Source organism: Rodentibacter sp., assembly GCF_057314195.1.
The window spans coordinates 84,173-100,610 of record NZ_DBHLAM010000003.1 but is presented as its reverse complement, the minus strand read 5'-3'; the positions used below and the strand labels follow the sequence as shown (position 1 = coordinate 100,610).

At 43.5% G+C, this 16,438-nt stretch carries 19 protein-coding genes and 1 pseudogene; 8 read left to right on the top strand and 12 right to left on the bottom strand.

What is annotated here, in order from left to right; translation table 11 throughout:
• From ACO59Y_RS00660 to nrfD, 4 genes are all read left to right on the top strand, one after another.
• The coding region (locus ACO59Y_RS00660) for an ammonia-forming cytochrome c nitrite reductase subunit c552 (protein WP_486129731.1) at window positions 1-349 on the top strand (349 nt) is incomplete at its 5' end.
• 67 nt (window positions 350-416) lie between these two features.
• On the top strand, window positions 417-1,070 hold the full coding sequence (gene nrfB, locus ACO59Y_RS00655) for a cytochrome c nitrite reductase pentaheme subunit (protein WP_486129729.1): 654 nt from the start codon (window positions 417-419) through the stop codon (window positions 1,068-1,070).
• Window positions 1,067-1,744, top strand: coding sequence for a cytochrome c nitrite reductase Fe-S protein (nrfC, locus tag ACO59Y_RS00650; RefSeq protein ID WP_373603865.1), 678 nt, complete (start codon window positions 1,067-1,069; stop codon window positions 1,742-1,744). The genes nrfB and nrfC overlap by 4 nt, the downstream gene beginning before the upstream one ends.
• Complete coding sequence (gene nrfD / locus ACO59Y_RS00645; protein ID WP_486129727.1) at window positions 1,741-2,706, top strand: cytochrome c nitrite reductase subunit NrfD; 966 nt, start codon at window positions 1,741-1,743, stop codon at window positions 2,704-2,706. The genes nrfC and nrfD overlap by 4 nt, the downstream gene beginning before the upstream one ends.
• 185 nt (window positions 2,707-2,891) lie before the next feature.
• Here the strand turns inward: nrfD and rng are convergent, their stop codons facing one another.
• Window positions 2,892-4,367: a ribonuclease G gene (gene rng / locus ACO59Y_RS00640; RefSeq protein ID WP_486129725.1), complete on the bottom strand. Its 1,476-nt coding sequence runs from the start codon at window positions 4,365-4,367 to the stop codon at window positions 2,892-2,894.
• A 101-nt stretch (window positions 4,368-4,468) separates the two neighbouring features.
• On the opposite strand from rng, the gene putP reads away from it, so the two are divergent.
• The 3 genes from putP (at window position 4,469) to ACO59Y_RS00625 (ending at window position 7,282) form a co-directional block, all read left to right on the top strand.
• Window positions 4,469-5,983 carry a sodium/proline symporter PutP gene (gene putP, locus ACO59Y_RS00635; RefSeq protein ID WP_486129724.1) on the top strand — a complete coding sequence of 505 codons (1,515 nt, stop codon included), beginning with the start codon at window positions 4,469-4,471 and terminating at the stop codon, window positions 5,981-5,983.
• Window positions 5,980-6,945 carry a tRNA 5-methoxyuridine(34)/uridine 5-oxyacetic acid(34) synthase CmoB gene (gene cmoB, locus ACO59Y_RS00630; protein ID WP_486129723.1) on the top strand — a complete coding sequence of 322 codons (966 nt, stop codon included), beginning with the start codon at window positions 5,980-5,982 and terminating at the stop codon, window positions 6,943-6,945. Before putP ends, cmoB begins: the two co-directional genes overlap by 4 nt.
• Before the next feature lie 193 nt (window positions 6,946-7,138).
• Window positions 7,139-7,282, top strand: a complete 144-nt coding sequence (locus ACO59Y_RS00625) for a hypothetical protein (RefSeq protein ID WP_486129722.1) — start codon at window positions 7,139-7,141, stop codon at window positions 7,280-7,282.
• Here ACO59Y_RS00625 and ccmI read toward each other — a convergent pair.
• From ccmI to ccmA, 9 genes and pseudogenes are all read right to left on the bottom strand, one after another.
• Window positions 7,269-8,189 (bottom strand): c-type cytochrome biogenesis protein CcmI, encoded by a 921-nt coding sequence (gene ccmI, locus ACO59Y_RS00620; RefSeq protein ID WP_373603859.1) that lies wholly within the window; start codon window positions 8,187-8,189, stop codon window positions 7,269-7,271. The two genes, ACO59Y_RS00625 and ccmI, sit on opposite strands and share 14 nt — an antisense overlap.
• Complete coding sequence (locus tag ACO59Y_RS00615; protein ID WP_486129720.1) at window positions 8,190-8,654, bottom strand: cytochrome c-type biogenesis protein; 465 nt, start codon at window positions 8,652-8,654, stop codon at window positions 8,190-8,192.
• Window positions 8,651-9,199: a DsbE family thiol:disulfide interchange protein gene (locus tag ACO59Y_RS00610; RefSeq protein WP_486129718.1), complete on the bottom strand. Its 549-nt coding sequence runs from the start codon at window positions 9,197-9,199 to the stop codon at window positions 8,651-8,653. Before ACO59Y_RS00610 ends, ACO59Y_RS00615 begins: the two co-directional genes overlap by 4 nt.
• A gap of 183 nt (window positions 9,200-9,382) precedes the next feature.
• Window positions 9,383-11,329 (bottom strand): heme lyase CcmF/NrfE family subunit, encoded by a 1,947-nt coding sequence (locus ACO59Y_RS00605; protein ID WP_486129717.1) that lies wholly within the window; start codon window positions 11,327-11,329, stop codon window positions 9,383-9,385.
• Window positions 11,326-11,847, bottom strand: a complete 522-nt coding sequence (gene ccmE / locus ACO59Y_RS00600; protein WP_486129716.1) for a cytochrome c maturation protein CcmE — start codon at window positions 11,845-11,847, stop codon at window positions 11,326-11,328. The genes ACO59Y_RS00605 and ccmE overlap by 4 nt, the downstream gene beginning before the upstream one ends.
• Window positions 11,844-12,050: a heme exporter protein CcmD gene (gene ccmD / locus ACO59Y_RS00595; protein ID WP_486129715.1), complete on the bottom strand. Its 207-nt coding sequence runs from the start codon at window positions 12,048-12,050 to the stop codon at window positions 11,844-11,846. The genes ccmE and ccmD overlap by 4 nt, the downstream gene beginning before the upstream one ends.
• Before the next feature lie 42 nt (window positions 12,051-12,092).
• A pseudogene (locus ACO59Y_RS00590) lies at window positions 12,093-12,845 on the bottom strand (heme ABC transporter permease); the annotation flags it as partial.
• A 54-nt stretch (window positions 12,846-12,899) separates the two neighbouring features.
• Window positions 12,900-13,565 (bottom strand): heme exporter protein CcmB, encoded by a 666-nt coding sequence (ccmB, locus tag ACO59Y_RS00585; RefSeq protein WP_486129714.1) that lies wholly within the window; start codon window positions 13,563-13,565, stop codon window positions 12,900-12,902.
• Window positions 13,566-13,569: 4 nt separating this feature from the next.
• Complete coding sequence (gene ccmA / locus ACO59Y_RS00580; protein WP_486129712.1) at window positions 13,570-14,208, bottom strand: cytochrome c biogenesis heme-transporting ATPase CcmA; 639 nt, start codon at window positions 14,206-14,208, stop codon at window positions 13,570-13,572.
• A gap of 301 nt (window positions 14,209-14,509) precedes the next feature.
• Here ccmA and sodA point away from each other — a divergent pair, with 301 nt between their 5' ends.
• Complete coding sequence (gene sodA / locus ACO59Y_RS00575; protein ID WP_486129710.1) at window positions 14,510-15,157, top strand: superoxide dismutase [Mn]; 648 nt, start codon at window positions 14,510-14,512, stop codon at window positions 15,155-15,157.
• A 189-nt stretch (window positions 15,158-15,346) separates the two neighbouring features.
• On the opposite strand, the gene ACO59Y_RS00570 is transcribed toward sodA, so the two are convergent.
• Both ACO59Y_RS00570 and ACO59Y_RS00565 read right to left on the bottom strand, forming a co-directional pair.
• Window positions 15,347-15,790 carry a methyltransferase family protein gene (locus ACO59Y_RS00570; protein WP_486129708.1) on the bottom strand — a complete coding sequence of 148 codons (444 nt, stop codon included), beginning with the start codon at window positions 15,788-15,790 and terminating at the stop codon, window positions 15,347-15,349.
• A 32-nt stretch (window positions 15,791-15,822) separates the two neighbouring features.
• Window positions 15,823-16,437 (bottom strand): YfgM family protein, encoded by a 615-nt coding sequence (locus ACO59Y_RS00565; protein ID WP_486129706.1) that lies wholly within the window; start codon window positions 16,435-16,437, stop codon window positions 15,823-15,825.
• Window position 16,438 lies beyond the last annotated feature (1 nt).

The following is a 16,438-nucleotide window of genomic DNA, read 5'->3' as shown; positions in this document are numbered from 1 at the left end:
TGCTTTAATGGATATCCGTCACGCTCAATGGCGTTGGGACTACGCAGCAGCAAGTCACGGTGGTCACATGCACGCACCTGATGTAATGCTTCGCGTATTAGGTTCCGGTTTAGACAAAGCCGCTGATGCTCGTGCAAAACTAGCGGTTATTTTAACCAAACATAACGTGAAAACACCGGTTGAAGTGCCTGATATTTCTACTGCGGAAAAAGCCTGGAAAGTGATGGGCATTGATATTGAAAAAGAACGTAAAGCCAAAGAAGAATTCTTAAAAACTGTTGTACCTCAATGGGAAAAAGAAGCGAAAGCCTCCGGCAAATTAGCTGAAGATACCGCAACAAAACAATAAGAAAAATCACCGCACTTTTGTGCATAAAAGTGCGGTCGTTTTTAACGAAAAATTTGAGGTAACCCAAATGAATTTAACTTCTTTACTTCGCAACATGGTAAAAGCAGCCACCGTTATCGCGCTTGCCGCTTCTGTACCAATGTTTGTTCACGCGCAAGATGACGAGGCAAAAACCTATCAGCCGCAATTAGACAATCAGCGTGACCCGAATCAATATTGTGCAAAATGTCACAAATTCGACAAGGTTGATAAAAACCAAACCTTGGATCAATCCGGCGGTGAATTGCACTTTGGTAAATTTCACGGTGCACACTTAAATCAAAAGAACCCGAACAACGGTAAACCTATTACTTGTGTCAGCTGTCACGGTAATATCTCTGAAGATCACCGTCGTGGTGCGAAAGATGTAATGCGTTTTGACGGGGATATTTTTGGCGATAAAAAACCAATGTATTCAGCACAAGAACAAAACCAAGTGTGTTTTGCTTGTCACCAACCGGATAAATTACGCGAAAAACTTTGGGCACATGATGTCCACGCAATGAAATTGCCTTGTGCAAGTTGTCACACCCTTCACCCAAAAGACGAAGCAATGAAAGGCATTAAACCCAAAGAACGCGTAAAACTTTGTGTTGATTGTCACGGTGAACAACAAAAACGTAAAGCCGCACAGGAAAACGCAGATAAACAATCTTCAACCGAACAAAAGGATAAACAATGACAGCTTGCTCACGCCGAAACTTTGTTTCCGGCATGGGGGCGGTAATCCTTATGACGGGAACATCCATCACTTCTTTAGCAAAAGAAGAAAAGGCGGATAAACCAAAACGTTACGCTATGGTGCACGATGAAACGGCTTGTATCGGCTGTACGGCCTGTATGGATGCTTGTCGCGAAACCAATCATGTACCCGAAGGCGTATCCCGCTTGGAAATTTTACGCAGCGAACCTTACGGCGAATTTCCAAATCAGGAATATGAGTTTTTCCGTCAATCTTGTCAGCATTGCACAAATGCGCCTTGTGTGGCAGTTTGTCCGACCGGTGCCTCTTTTATTGATAAAGAAACCGGCATTGTCGATGTACATAAAGATCTTTGCGTAGGCTGCCAATATTGCATCGCGGTTTGTCCATATCGCGTACGTTTCATTCATCCTGTACATCGTACCGCGGATAAATGTAACTTCTGTCGCGACACGAACCTTGCTAACGGCAAACAACCTGCTTGTGTAGAAGCCTGTCCGACCAAAGCACTTACCTTTGGTGATATGAATGATCCAATGAGTGATGTGGCACGTAAAGTGAAAGAAAAACCAGTTTATCGCACGAAAGTGGAATTAGGTACGCAACCGAATCTTTACCATATTCCATTCCAACATGGGGAGCCTAGAAGATGACGTTAGATTATCCAGTGCCATTCCATACACCTAATCTCGTATGGGATTCAACCATTGCGATCTACTTGTTTCTACTCGGTATTTCCTCCGGAGCCGTACAATTAGCTATCGCTTACAAACGCAGCCATAAACTCGAAAATCCCAACCAAAACTGGATTATTCGAGCCGGTGTCATTTTAGGATCTATCCCGACTTTAATCGGTTTAACCCTATTAATTTTCCACTTGGCTCGTCCTTGGACATTCTGGAAATTGATGTTTAACTATCAATTCAACTCCGTTATGTCAATGGGGGTAATGCTGTTCCAAGTTTATATGCTGTTTTTAGTGGCATGGGGCATAGTGATTTTCAAAAATGAAATCGCTGCTTTGATTAATCGTTTTTTACCAAAACTTAGCTTTGCCCTAAAAGTTATACCAATGCTTGAGCGCATGGTTGGTGTAGTAGAAGTCTTGCTTTTTGTATTAGCGGCCGTGCTTGGTGCATATACTGGTTTCTTGCTTTCCGCATTAATCAGCTATCCGATGTTAAACAATCCTGTACTACCTGCATTGTTCCTAGCATCGGGGACCTCGTCTGGTATCGCTGCAACCTTCTTGATCATTTTAATTGCCGGCAAACTTAAAGGCGATTCTCACGAATCCCACTTCATCCATAAATTTGAAGTGCCGATTATGGTGACTGAGCTTGGGTTATTAGTGTGCTTCTTCGTAGGTTTATACTTCGGTGGCGGGCAAAAAGTCGTTGCATTACACAATGCATTGTCGGGATTCTGGGGAGCGGTATTTTGGATTGGAGTATTCTTTATCGGTATTTTAATTCCATTAATCGCAAATCTGTTCGTCAGCGACCGCTTGAAATATAACCGCAACTTTATCATATTAGTGTCTATTTTCGACCTAATCGGCGTGTTGTGCTTGCGTTACTTTATTTTATATGCAGGACAGTTAACGATTGCCTAATGATTAGACAATAAAAATAGGTAAAAACAATCTGCACCTAAAAGTCGCCTTTACGCCGACCAATTAAGGTGCAGATTTTTTATTTTCAATAACGATGACATTTTTACATTATTCTAACAGCACCGCATTGGCGCCTTTCAATGCGGTGCTATTTTGAACCTTAACCGCATCATCATACCGAAGGATTACATAACCACCACATCAAATTGTTCTTGATTATAAAACTGTTCGGTTTTCACTTGTACCCGCTTACCAATAAACATTTCAACCTCCGGCAATAATCCGTGAGATTCCTCGTTAATCAGATATTCCGCTACCAAGGGTGATGCATAGACTACGAACTGCTCACTGCTAAACAAATGATATACACGGATAATTTCCCGCATAATTTCGTAACACACGGTCTCCACAGTTTTTACTCGCCCACGTCCTTGGCATGCAGCGCATTCTCCACACAGAATATGCTCCAAACTTTCCCGCGTACGTTTACGCGTCATTTCCACCAAGCCCAACTGGGTAAAACCGTTCACATTAGTTTTCACACGATCTTTAGCCAATGCATCTTGCAATGATTCCAATACTCGAATGCGGTGCTCTTCCAGTTGCATATCGATAAAATCAATGATGATAATGCCGCCGAGATTTCGGAGTTGAAGTTGTTGAGCGATAGCTTTCGTTGCCTCGATATTGGTGTTAAAAATCGTCTCTTCCAAATCCCGATGCCCGACAAACGCGCCAGTATTGATGTCGATAGTCGTCATCGCTTCCGTTTGTTCGATAATAAGATAACCACCGGATTTTAAATTTACCCGCCGTTCTAAGGCTTGTTGAATTCCGTTTTCCACACCGAACACATCAAAAATCGGTTGATTTCCGGTATAAAGCATCAATTTATCGCTTAATTCCGGCATAAATTCGTCGGTAAATTCCTTCACTTCGGAAAAACAAAGTTTGGAATCAATGCGGATTTTCTCCAATGTTGTACCGATAAAATCGCGCAAAATCCGCTGTGGCAAAGCGGGTTCGCCATAAATTTTAGAACGGGTCGGATATTTACTCTTGCGCTCTAGTACTTTGCGCCATAAACGCTTCAAAAATTCTGCGTCTTGACGCAATTCCTCTTCGTTTACCCCTTCCGTTGCGGTGCGAATAATAAACCCGCCGAGCTCGTCACAAAAAGGCGCCACCAAAGCTTTCAAACGCATACGCTCTTCTTCGCTTTCGATCCGTTGGGATACGCCCACGTGACTATTCTCCGGCATAAATACCAAATAGCGAGACGGCAACGTAATATCCGTAGTTAAACGCGCCCCCTTAGTGCCGAGGGGATCTTTTACCACTTGCACGACAATGTCCTGCCCCTCGCGGACTAATTCGGAAATACTTTTTACTTTGAACTGTTTTTGTTCGCTTTCATCTACGCATTCGGTGTGCGACACAATATCGGAAGCATGCAAAAATGCGGCCTTTTCCAATCCGATATCAACAAAAGCGGATTGCATACCGGGCAATACGCGCGTTACCCGGCCTTTATAAATATTCCCCACGATACCCCGCTTGGCTTGGCGCTCAATATGTACTTCTTTTAATACGCCCGACTCCATTAATGCAATACGCGTTTCATTGGGTGTAACGTTCATTAATAACTCAACAGCATCCATTTTATCGTCTCTAAATATTCTTTTAACGCGTGGAATGATAGTCCTAAATAAGGTAAAATGCGAGCTTTCTCAAATTTCCGACATATTTCTTGGGGCTATTAATGCTTGGTTTTGACCCGACGCTGATTACATTCACGATTTATATTTTCGGTATGCTGCTTATCGGCCTACTGGCTTATTATTATACGAACAATTTATCGGATTACATTTTAGGCGGTCGCCGTTTAGGTAGCTTTGTTACAGCAATGTCGGCGGGGGCATCGGATATGTCCGGTTGGTTGCTGATGGGCTTACCCGGTGCAGTTTATCTATCGGGCTTAGTTGAAGGTTGGATTGCCATCGGCTTAGTGCTCGGTGCCTATTTTAACTGGCTATTAGTTGCCGGACGTTTACGCGTTTATACCGAGCTTAACAATAACGCCCTCACACTACCGGAATATTTTCACAATCGTTTCGGTGCCTCACATAAATTCCTAAAACTGATTTCGGCAGCGATTATTTTAGTCTTTTTTACCGTTTATTGCGCTTCCGGCGTGGTAGCGGGCGCGAAACTGTTCCAAAATTTATTTTTAGTAGGATATTCAACCGCGCTTTGGTACGGTGCCGCGGCAACCGTGGCCTACACCTTTATAGGCGGCTTCTTAGCCGTAAGTTGGACCGATACCATACAGGCCACACTTATGATCTTCGCCTTAATTCTCACCCCTATTTTCGTATTACTAAGTATCAGCGATACCGCCCAATTTTCCACCGTATTAGAACAAGCGGAAATGGCTGCGCACAAAAACTTCACCGATTTATTTTCCTCCGCTACACCATTAGGCTTGTTAAGCCTAGCTGCTTGGGGATTGGGATATTTCGGGCAACCACATATTTTGACGCGTTTTATGGCGGCCTATTCGGTGAAATCATTGATTAAAGCACGTCGTATCAGTATGAGTTGGATGGCACTTTGCCTTGGCGGCGCCATTGGCATTGGTTTCTTTGCCATTCCTTATTTCTTCGCCAATCCACAACTTGCCGACACGGTAAATCGTGAACCTGAACAAGTATTTATCGAACTGGCAAAATTATTATTTAACCCATGGATTGCCGGTATTCTGTTATCCGCTATTCTAGCCGCCGTAATGAGCACCTTAAGCGCGCAATTATTGATTTCATCAAGCTCTATTACGGAAGATTTCTACAAAGGTTTCATTCGACCTCAGGCCTCCGAAAAAGAACTGGTTTGGCTGGGGCGTACTATGGTGCTGGTCATTGCGGCGCTTGCCATCTGGATTGCGCGAGACGAAAACAGCAAGGTATTAAAACTCGTGGAGTTCGCCTGGGCCGGTTTCGGCAGCGCATTCGGCCCCGTCGTACTATTCTCGTTGTTTTGGAAACGCATGAATGCAGCCGGCGCTATGGTAGGAATGTTAGTTGGCGCGATTACGGTGTTCTCGTGGAAAGCAATACTTCCAAGCGACAGCGATTGGTTTAAAGTATATGAAATGATTCCCGGATTTGTACTCGCAAGCGTGGCCATTGTCATCGTTTCACTCATTTCTGGCAAACCGAAACAAGATGTATTAGAACTGTTTAACAAAGCAGAAAAAACCTATAAGGAGGCAAAATGATCGATTTTCGCCCTTTTTATCAACAAATCGCTACAAGTTCCTTATCTGATTGGTTGGAAACGCTTCCCCTTCAATTAAAAGAATGGGAAAAACAAACCCACGGTGATTACGCTAAATGGTCAAAAATTGTAGATCTTCTGCCCGATTTATCGGCCGACAGCATAGAACTCAACGAAGGTGTCAAATCGCACCGCATTAAAGCCTTGTCAGACGGGGAACAACAACGCATCATCCATCATCTAAAACAACTCATGCCGTGGCGCAAAGGTCCGTATCACTTGTTCGGCATTCACGTAGATTGCGAGTGGCGTTCCGATTTTAAATGGGATCGCGTGCTACCTCACCTTGCGCCACTACAAGATCGGGTTATTTTAGATGTCGGTTGTGGCAGCGGTTATCATATGTGGCGGATGCTGGGTGAAGGCGCCAAAATGGTGGTGGGCATTGATCCGACCGAGCTTTTTCTATGTCAATTTGAGGCGGTGCGCAAACTGCTCAATAATGATCGCCGCGCTAATTTGATTCCGCTCGGCATCGAGCAAATGCAACCGCTTGCCGCATTTGATACGGTATTTTCCATGGGCGTGCTTTATCACCGCAAATCGCCTTTGGATCATTTAGCCCAGTTGAAAAATCAACTGAAGACAGGCGGAGAATTAGTATTGGAAACCTTAGTGGTGGACGGCGATGTCAATACCGTTTTAGTGCCTGCAGAGCGCTACGCGAAAATGAAAAACGTGTATTTTATTCCGTCTGTTGCGGCACTCATAAATTGGCTGGAAAAAGCTAACTTTCGCAATGTCCGCTGCGTAGATGTGGCAACCACGACACTCGAAGAACAACGCAAAACCGATTGGCTGGAAAATGAAAGCCTTATCGATTTCTTAGATCCAACGGATCACCGTAAAACTGTCGAAGGCTACCCAGCGCCGAAAAGAGCGGTAATTTTGGCGAATAAATAACGAATTAAGGGAAATGGCATTATCTATTTCCCTTTTGTTTGGCTTAAAAAGGAATATTAAAAAATTTCTATGCGTTTATTATTAATAATGTGGATAAATTTAAAACGCTTTGATATGTCGGATGCGCAATGGAAACCTTTGAGCGAATTTTTTTGATAAAAAATAGCAGCCAACTTTTACCGCTATTTTCATCTTGAAATATTATTTCACAGGCTTTCGCGCGATATTATGTAGCAAAGGCAAACAGCACCGCATTGAAAGTCGCTTCAATGCGGTGCTGTTTTGTGAACTCACTTCAGCGTTGCAACATTGCTTTAAGAAGGCTAATTTTGCTTAGGCGTGATGCTTCTCGTTTTCTCTTTTTCTTGCACATCCAATGCATCGCGCGCTGCACGAATACTTTTTTCGATAAGCGGTACGCGTTCATCGTCCTTCGGCATTAAACGCAACATCATTGCCCATGTCACCGCTGCCATTTTATAGTCTTCCGTTTCAAAATAACGAAATGCGAGCAAACTCAAAGCTTCCAGATTGGTATGATCTTGACGAATCACATCGCGTAATAAATCACCGCCTTTGAGTTTATCAGTCGCGTCGTCGGAGAACATTAATACGCGTGCATAGCCCAATTTATATTGCAGATTATCGGGATCGAGCTTATTAGCTTTTTGATAGCTATCAAACGCCAAGCGGGCGTCGCCTAAATTCATCCCGATTTGACCGAGCAACCACCACTTTTTCGCGTCGTTCGGATTTTTTTGCAAATCAATTCGAAGCGCGGTGGAAAATTGCTGCATTTCCGCATCACTTAACGGAGCGGTGTCTTCCTCTTTCATTCGATCGTAGAAATACGGCAATTTTGCGTACGTTTGTTCCAACATAGATTCCGCTTGCCAAGCGCCCACCATAAAATAAGACGAGCCGGCAATAATACCCAAGGCTAACAGGCCGGAAACAAACCAAATTTTGCCGTAGGACTTACGATCCGGCACCGCATTGGAGGGGCTTTCGCTCGGCACATCGTCCAACAAAGTTTTTTGTAACTCTTGTTTAAGCTGCACAACGTTTTCCACTAAACCTTGCGCATCGTCTTGTTCTATTTCCTGTAAACGCGAAAAATACAGCGCTTTATTCAAATCATCGCGTTTTTGTTCGTCTTTCTGTTTAAATCGGGATAACAAAGGATAAAAACAAATTAATGCGATTAATAAAGTTATCGCCGCTAAACTTAATACAAAATTCATCTAATTATCCTTTCGATTGAGCAATTCCGCCAAACGCGCATTATCTTCGTCGGTTAAAATTTGCTGAGATTTAAGCGCGCTTTTGATTTTCGGTTTGCGTTTTAACAATACCACTACGCCAAACAATACAAATAACAACGGTGCAATCCATAAAATTAAAGTGCTTGCGGTCATAGGCGGATCATAAGTTACAAAATTGCCGTAACGCGCCACCATATAATCTACCACATCATTTTTCGATTTACCTTCTTGCAATAATTCAAACACTTTTCCGCGCATATCTACGGCAATAGTCGCATTCGAATCTGCGATATTGTTGTTTTGACATTGTGGGCAACGCAGAGATTGGGTGAGTTGGTGATAATCGTGCTCTTGCTGTGCAGAATCAAAATTCAATGCATCGATCGCGGAAAATGTCGTGACGCTAAACAAAAGCATCATAAAAAAAACCGTTAATTTTTTCATTGTACCCGCTCCATGAGTTCGTCATAAATCGGTTTTAAGGTTTGCATCCACACTTTTTCGTTTACATCACCGGCATAACGATAATGAATTACACCTTTGCCATCGACGATAAACGTTTCCGGTGCGCCGTACACGCCTAAATCCAAACCGAACGCGCCTTTTTCATCTTTCAATACCGCTTGGTACGGATTACCCAAGTCTTTTAACCATTTAATCGCTTTCGGTGTTTCGTCTTTGTAATCTACGCCCACGATGTTTATGCCGTCTTTGGCGAGTTTGTTCAAATATTGGTGCTCTGCATAGCAAGTCGGGCACCAAGTGGCCCATACATTGAGTAAAATCGGTTTGCCTTGTCGGAACAATTCGTTACCGTAGGTTTTATTTTCAAACAAATCCGTCAATGTTTTTGAGGGCACTGGTTTGCCGACTAAGGCGGATTCCAAAGCTTTAATGTCTTCGCCTTGCGCATTGCGATTAAGCTGCACTAAAAAAGCAATCACTATCGCTAAAAAGAGAATAAGAGGAATGAGTAATTTTTTTTTCATTTTTTACCGTACTTTACAAGGAGATTATTCTTTGTTCCTTCCATTCATGGAAGAGATCAAAGGCGCTAAACAAGGATATCAACGAGCACACAAATCAGCACCGCATTGAAGCCCCTTTCTATCGCCTTGATGATATCTGCTTCTGAATAAACTGTGGAAAAAGCGTTTTTCTGGGGAAGCAAACTATTTTTTCAACAAAGCATTAAATCGATAACGTCTATCAAACATACATAGCAAGCCGCCTAACGCCATAAACAGGCCACCAAGCCAAATCCAACGAATAAACGGTTTGTAATATAAGCGCAGCGCCCAAGAATCATCGTCAAGTTTTTCGCCGAGCGCTACATAGAGATCGCGTGTTAAACCACCGTCAATCGCAGCTTCGGTCATCGACATACGACTTACGGTGTAGAAACGTTTTTCGGCGAATAAAGTCGCTTCCGGCTTACCGTCTTTCGTAATATCAATTTGCGCTTTACCGCCGATGTAGTTTGGACCGTTGGCATCGCTTACGCCAGCGAATTTGAAATCGTAGCGGCCAATTTGCACACTGTCGCCCACCGCCATACGCACATCGCGTTCAACGCTGAAGTTTTGGCTGAAAGCAATCCCCCACACAGTCATCGCGACACCTAAGTGCGCCAACATCATGCCCCAGTGAGAACGGGAAAGTTTGCGCAGACCCGCGAAAAATGATTCTCGATGCGTAGCACGCTGTTGCAATTCGTAAAATGCTAATAAAACAATAATCGCGGTCATCATGCTACCAAGCACCGCACTCACGACTATTTTATCTTGCAAGAAATAAGGTAAAGCAAAACCTGCAATCGCCGTCACGACAAGGCTTGCAATTACCGGCGTACGAATTGCGGAGAATTGGTCGCGGCGCCATTTCACTAGTGGCCCGATGCCGAGCAATAAGGCAAACGGCGTCATAATAATTAAGAACATTTGATCGAAGAACGGTGCACCGATAGAAATCGATCCTAAACCTAGCTGTTTATGCACTAACGGCAGTAAAGTTCCTAAGAACACCACGCAAAGTGCAGTCATTAATAGGATATTATTTAATAACAGCATACTTTCACGCGAATAACGTTCTGCATTATCGCGCGAACGGATCTGACTGCCTTTGTAAGCATAAAGTGCCAGTGACCCGCCGATCACCACTACGAGATATGCCAAAATATACAGGCCGCGGGTCGGATCGGAAGCGAATGCGTGAACAGAAACCAGAATGCCAGAACGGACTAAGAAAGTACCAAGCAAACAGAGGGAAAAGGCGAGAATTGCCAGCAAAACCGTCCAAGCTTTAAATGAACCTCGTTTTTCGGTTACGGAAAGCGAATGAATCAATGCGGTGCCCGCAAGCCAAGGCATAAATGAGGAGTTTTCTACCGGATCCCAGAACCACCAACCGCCCCAACCAAGTTCGTAATACGCCCACCAAGAACCGAGCACGATACCAAGAGTTAAAAATACCCAAGCAGCAAGCGTCCAAGGACGTGACCAACGCGCCCAAGCGGAATCTAGTTTGCCGGTCATCAATGAAGCGATGGCGAAAGCGAACGCTACGGAAAAACCAACATAACCCATATAAAGCAATGGCGGATGAAAAATTAAACCAACATCTTGCAACATCGGATTAAGTTCTTTACCGTCTACCGGAAAATCCGGGAAAGTTCGTGTGAACGGATTTGATGTGAATAACACGAACAGCACAAACCCCACGCTGATGATGCCCATAATGCCAAGCACACGCGCTACTGCTTCTTGCGGTAAGTGTTTACTCAATAAGGCAACAGCGGCCGACCAAAGCGTTAATAACCAAATCCACAGTAAAAGAGAACCTTCGTGTGAGCCCCAAACGGCGGACAAGCGATAATAGATCGGTAAAGTGCTGTTGGAGTTATTCACTACATATTGCACGCTGAAATCATTTACCGCAAATAAATAAAACAAAGCGACGAATGCAATAGTAAGACTGACAAATAAGCCATAGGTCATCGGGCGCGCCAAGGCCATGAGTTGCGAATTACCTTTTTCCGCGCCCCATAATGGGAAAATGGCGAGCATTAAAGACACAGCCAAACTTAACGCCAATGCATAATTTCCGAGCTCAGCAATCATTTTACGCCTTCTTTTTCTTGCTGATCGCGTACGCTTTCACCTTTTAAATCCGCCGCATTCACGCCCATGGGTTGATGTACTTTTTGCATTTTCTCACCTAATTCCGGCGGTACGTAATTTTCGTCATGCTTCGCCAATACTTCCGTTGCGTTTAAAACTGTCGGTTCAGTTAATACACCTTGCGCCACTATGCCTTGTCCTTCGCGGAATAAATCCGGCAAAATACCTTCGTATTCCACCGTAATCGCCGGACCAATATCATTCAAATCAAAACGTACTTTTAGGCTTTTCGGATCTCGCACTACGGTACCTTCCACTACCATTCCGCCTACGCGGATCCGTTGCCCAACTTCAGGTTTTTGATTTGGGTTATTGTCTTTGCCTTGAATCACTTCGGAGGGAGTATAAAACAAGTCGATATTTTGGCGCAGTGCATACAGCATCAATCCACTAGCAATCGCAATGCCAAGTACGACAAAAATCACGAGTTTAAATCTGGACCTACGTCTTGGATTCATAGTGTATCTCCTTTATTATCGGCTTGTTGTAAACGTACTTCGCGTTGCACTTCGCGCAATACACTTTGTAACACTGTTTTATGTTGTTTTATGGTTTGTACAAGCAAAGCGACAATCGCCACCAAACTAATACCATAAGACAGCCACACGTAAAAACCGTAGCCACCCATATTGAAAAAATCATTCCAGGTTTGGAAGAACATAGCTATTCCTTATTCAAAAATTCTAAAAAACTTAACCACACTTTACTTAACGGTTGACTGAGCCAACGCTCTTACCCACGGACGTTTCGCATCTTCTTTTAATAATTCCACGCGATAACGTGCAAGAGTAAGCCAAATATACAGGCTTAAAAAACCGAAAATACAAAGAATTAGAGGAATAAGCATTGGGGTAGCAATAGAAGGTTTTTCTAATTTCGTGATACTCGCGCCTTGGTGCAAGGTATTCCACCATTCTACGGAGAAATGAATAATCGGTAAAATCACCACGGTAGTGATACAAAGAATCCCAGCGGCTTTGGCCCCCACAGTTCGATCAGAAAATGCGGAATAGAGCGCGAGAACACCTAAATAAAGGAAGAATAAGATTAGTTCGGCAGTTAAGCGCGCATCCCACACCCACCAAGTTCCCCACATCGGTTTACCCCAGACCGCGCCGGTAACGAGCGCTAGAAAAGTGAATAATGCACCAATTGGTGCCATAGCAATCATCGCAAGATGGGCTTGTTTAATCTGCCATACCAACGCAATCACAGCAGCGACCGCCATAGAACCGTACACACCCATTGACCAAATAGCGCTCGGCACGTGCACGTACATAATTCGGAAACTATTGCCTTGCTGGTAATCTGCCGGCGCATAAGCCAAGCCCCACACAACACCTGCGCCAAGCAACAATAAGGTCAAAATCGCAAATAACGGACTTAATTTACCGCAAATGCGATATTGCGTTTCCGGCTTGGCGTAAGGATGTAACCACTTCCACATAATAAAAAGATCCTTAAAAAAGAAAGAAAAACCAGTACATTTTCGAGGTGTGTCGAATGAAAATTAATTATCTAAACTAATTCGCAATGCCGCCGCAATGGCAAACGGAGAAAGAGTGATCGCGCTCACCATCATCGCGCCTAAAATAGCCAGCTGTCCGCCATAAGTCATATTTAAACTGGCAGCTTCTAATACGGACGAAGCAAAAATCAGTACGGGAATAAACAGCGGCACTACCAGTAAACTTAATAACACGCCCCCCTTGCGCAATCCGACCGTTAATGCCACGCCAATCGCGCCAATACTACTTAACACCGGTGTACCTAACAATAAAGTTAGCACTAACGCCCACCAAATATTGATTTCCAAAGAAAGTAATAATGCGGCAATCGGAGAAAGCAGAATGAGCGGTAATCCGGTCAATAACCAATGTGCAATTACTTTCGCCAATGCGGTCATCGGTAAAGATTGCGCATTGAGCATTAATTGTTCAAGCGAACCGTCAATAAAATCATCACGGAACAGACGTTCAAAAGAAAGCAACGCCGAAAGTAACGCAGCAACCCAAGCCACACCTGGCGCAATACGAGAAAGCAATGCCGGATCCGGCCCGATCACTAGTGGAAACAACGTAATAACAATCAAAAAAAACCATAACGGGTTTAAAATTTCTGCCCGTTTCCGCATCGCGATCTGTAACTCTCGTTTAATGATATCTAAGAAAATCATCGATTTATTCCGCTTTAAATCGGGCCAAATTGAGTTTTTGTAAACCTGAACTCGGCACGTCTTGATGACTAGTGAGCAATACGATCCCTCCCTGTCGCGCATGTTCATCAAAAAGTGCAGTTAAAATTTCCACGCCTTTTTTATCAATTGCAGTGAAAGGTTCGTCCAAGATCCACAAAGGCGCTTGCGAAAGCCACAAGCGCGCCAAGGCTATGCGTTTTTGTTGGCCGGCCGAAAGTTGTGCCGCCGGTAAATCTTCGCGCCCCAATAAACCGACTTTTTCCAATACCGCCCAAAGCGCTTCATTACCTTGCTTAGCACGGCTAATGCGTTGATAAAACTGCAAATTTTCCCATGCGCTAAGCTCGGGTTTAACGCCGGAAAGATGGCCTAAATAAAGCAAATATTGATGGTAAATTTCACGCTGTTTAGAAATCTCTTCCATATCCCATCGTACTTTACCTTCAATTGGTTGAGCCAAACCTGCCAAGATGCGCAATAAACTGGTTTTGCCTATACCGTTATGCCCTTCGATTTGCACAAAATCACCCGCATTAAAATCGCACGTCAAGCCGCGAAATAATACGCGTTCACCGCGCTGACAGGCCAGATTTTGCAAAGATAGCGTATGCATTTCAAACATAAGGACAAAAAAGAACCCAAAAAAATTGGCAGTATTCTATCATAAGGGAAAATTTTGACGATATTTTAGCAACCGAAAAATCTAACTCTTTAGAGGTGGATCACAAGTTTTATTGATTTAAAACAAGATTTAACCAAGAAGAATTTAATCAATCGATTTACTTAAAAAGAAAAAGATTTAATGATCTAAATCAACTTTTCTGCTACCATGTGGGAACTTTTTGACTGATTTTGGATACATATCTTTTGATCTTTTGATGTCAAAATGGAGAAAAACGTTTATTTTATAGAAGGAACGACTTATGGCTTACACTCTACCTGAATTAGGCTATGCCTACGATGCATTAGAGCCGCATTTCGATGCGCAAACTATGGAAATTCATCATAGCAAACACCACCAAGCTTATGTGAACAACGCCAATGCGGTGCTAGAAGGCTTACCCACCGAATTTGCCGAAATGTGTCCGGGTCAATTAATCGCCGACCTTGATAAAATTCCTGCAGAAAAACGCGTTGCATTACGCAACAATGCGGGCGGTCATGCCAATCACAGTTTATTTTGGAAATCCTTAAAAAAAGGCACAACGTTACAAGGCGCATTAAAAGACGCTATCGTGCGTGATTTCGGTTCCGTGGAAGCGTTCCAAGCGGAATTTGAAAAAGCCGCAGCAACCCGTTTCGGCTCCGGTTGGGCGTGGTTAGTATTAACTAAAGAAGGTAAATTGTCGGTAGTTTCGACCGCTAACCAAGATAATCCATTAATGGGCAAAGAAGTGGCTGGTTGCGAAGGCTTCCCACTTTTAGGCTTAGACGTCTGGGAACATGCTTATTATTTGAAATTCCAAAATCGCCGTCCGGACTACATTAAGGAATTCTGGAACGTAGTGAACTGGGATTATGTGGCTGAGCGTTTCGCCAAGAAAAGCGCGGATTGTAACTGTGCAAAATAAACGATAAACCAAAATTATGTAGCAGTTGCACAACGCTAAATTACCCTTGCAAAATAGCACCGCATTGGAGCCGCTTTCAATGCGGTGCTGTCGTTTGATGCAAACTCATGCTTAATTCAAATGGTTTTGTGCATTTGCTACATAATTACGCGATAAACATAAAAAAAGCGGTGAGATTTCACCGCTTTTTTATAGCCAACGTCTGACCTTCTCTCTATAACGGCGATAATCTGCGCCGAATTTCTGTTCTAGAAAAGCTTCTTCTCGCGCAATTTGCCAACGATTCATCAGCCAAACAAAAACGATCACGCCCGTCCAAGCCAATAAATGCGCTAACCACAATGCCCAGGCTATCAATATAAATAATAAACTCAAATACATCGGATTACGTGTAATACGGAAAACGCCGGATGTTACCAGCTGCGTTGTTTGCTCTAATTGCTGTGGATCAATCGTCGTTTTTTGTTGATAAAACTGTGCGACTGCAGTCATAGCCACAACACCGGATAACAAAATAAAGAAAATAACCAGAAACCCAAAGCGCCAATGCGGTCCTATCGGCGGAAACCAATACATGGCGATACCGATAAGCAAGCAAAGTATGGGCGGAGGAAGAGGAAATAAAGATCGCATAAAAAAATAAACGCCCTTGCGGGCGTCATTGATTAAAGATTATTTAATTTCATTTGAGCGGCTTGTCGTTCTAACGGACTACCATTTTGTAGCGCCTGCTCAAAGCTGCTTTTGGCGGCAGCTTGATCACCTTTTGCAAGTTGAATATCGCCGCTTAATAAGGCTTTACGTGCATTGAAACTTGCGCTTTTCACTTGATTCAAAGTTGATAATGCATTATCAAACTGACCGGATTGGAATTGCACCGCACTCAAACGTACTGCCGCAAGCGAAGTTAATATCTCATCTTGAGATTGTGCCAATGCTTGCTCCAATGCGGTGCTCGCAGCGATGAAGTCTTTTCGCGCAACAGCATTTTTCGCTTCGTTCAGTAAGGCGAAAACTGCATAGCTGGTTTTGCTATTAGCTTGCACAAATTCGGTTAATTTGACTTTTTGCGCCGCAGAATTTTGCTCCGCCCCATAAACTAACGCTTCGTATCCTGCAGAAGCTTCGATGATTTGATTGGTCTGATAGACCTGCCAATAACGCCAACCAAACATTCCCCCTACACCTAAAACAAAGGCGACAATGATGGCTTTGCCGTTTTCTTTCCACCAATCTTTTAATTGGTTAATTTCTTGTTCTTCTTCAATGCTATACGCCATT